The organism is Nonomuraea basaltis (assembly GCF_005893125.1).
GTDB classification, from domain to species: domain Bacteria; phylum Actinomycetota; class Actinomycetes; order Streptosporangiales; family Streptosporangiaceae; genus Nonomuraea; species Nonomuraea basaltis.
Genome location: NZ_VCJS01000516.1, coordinates 1 through 1,859, shown reverse-complemented (window position 1 = coordinate 1,859; position 1,859 = coordinate 1). Strand labels below are relative to the sequence as shown.

Sequence of the window (1,859 nt, the reverse complement as noted above, 5' to 3'; positions counted from 1 at the left end):
GGTGCGGGGCGGGGGAGGTCGCCGTGGCCGCCGTCCGATCTGGGTGGTCTGCTGCGGCTGCAGGCCGAGTGTGAGGCGCAGCTTGCCTCCCTGCGGGCCTACGTGCGCGTTCCCGACGACCCGGACGAGGTCCTCGCCGCACTCTGCGCGGACCGCGACACCGCCTGGAAGCTCCCCAGACTGTACGAGCTCGGCACGAGGTTCGACGCCCTGGGCCTCGGCCGGCTCCTCGACGACCTGGCACGCAAGCAGGCCGGCGCCGGCCTGGCGGTCGCCGCGTTCGACCACGCCTGGTACTCCTCCATCCTCGACCACATCAGGGTGAGCGACCCGCGGTACGCCGCCAACAGGGGAGAGGCCCTCGACGAGATCGCCGGCGACTTCCGCGAGCGCGACATCCGGCATCTGGCCGCCAACCGGGCAAGGGTCCGCAGGGCGTGGGCCGTCCGGCTGCGTGACGCCGAGGACCGGCACCCGCTTCAGGCCAGGGTGATCCGCAAGCAGGCCGCCCTGCGCCGGGGCCACCTGCCGCTGCGCCGCCTGCTGGACCAGACCGGCGACGTGCTGTTCGCCCTCAAGCCGTGCTGGGCCATGTCCCCGCTGATCGTCAGTCAGGTGCTCCCGGCGACCAGGCTGTTCGACGTGGTGATCTTCGACGAGGCCAGCCAGATCGTGCCCGCCGACGCGGTGCCGTCCATCATGCGGGCGCACCAGATCGCCGTGGCCGGCGACGACCGGCAGCTTCCGCCGACGAACTTCTTCCGGCAGGTGGGTGACGGGCTCGACGACGTGGAGGACGAGGAGAGCATGGTGTCGTTCGGGGCGGGGTTCGAGTCGGTGCTCGACGCGCTCCGGCCGCTGCTGCCGACGTGGCCGCTGACCTGGCACTACCGCAGCCGGGACGAGCGGCTGGTGGCGTTCTCCAACGCGCGCATCTACGGCGGGGCGCTGACCACGTTCCCCGGCGTGTCGCGGGGCGACTGCCTGCGGCACGTGGTCGTCGCCCAGCCGGCGGGCCCCGGGCAGGAGGTCTCCGTGTCGGCGGAGGTGGACAAGGTCGTGGAGCTGGTGCTCGATCACGCCCGCGCCCGCCCGGGCGAGTCGCTCGGGGTGATCGCGCTGGGGATGCGCCACGCCGAGCGGGTCGACCAGGCGCTGCGGGAGGCGCTGGCCGAGCATCCGGAGCTGGAGGAGTTCTTCGCCGAGGACGCGCCGGAGCCGTTCTTCGTCAAGAACCTCGAACGCGTCCAGGGCGACGAACGCGACGCGATCATCCTCACCATCGGGTACGGCAAGCACCGCGACGGCCGCATGCGCTACCAGTGGGGGCCGCTGCTGCGCGACGGCGGCGAGCGCCGGCTGAACGTGGCCGCCACCCGCGCCAAGCACCGGCTCACCCTGGTCAGCTCGTTCTCCAGCCACGACGTCGACCCCACCCGTGTCACCAAGGCGGGGGCCAGGCTGCTGGCCGACTACCTGGAGTACGCCGGGTCGGGCGGCACCCCGGCGGACGCGTCGGGCGGGACGGCCCTCAACCCGTTCGAGTCCGACGTACGCGACCACCTGGCCAGGTGCGGCATCACCGTCGTGCCCCAGTACGGCGTGGGTGGCTTCCGCGTGGACTTCGCCGCCACCCACCCGAGGGACCCCGACCGCATGGTCCTGGCGATCGAGGCCGACGGCATGTCCTACCGCGACTCGCGCAGCGTCCGCGACCGCGACCGGCTGCGCAAGGAGCATCTGGAGCGGCTCGGCTGGAACTTCCACCGCCTGTGGTCCACGAACTGGTTCCACAACCCCCAGGCGGAGGCGGACAAGCTGCGCGAGGCGTACGAGAGGGCGGTCGCGGAGTACGAGCC

The 1,859-nt window shown here is 72.6% G+C and carries 1 protein-coding gene; it reads left to right on the top strand.

All coding sequences use genetic code 11. The annotated features are described in order from the left end of the window. Positions 1 to 1,859: AAA domain-containing protein (locus EJK15_RS69075; protein WP_206062352.1), on the top strand; the 1,859-nt coding region annotated here is incomplete at both ends.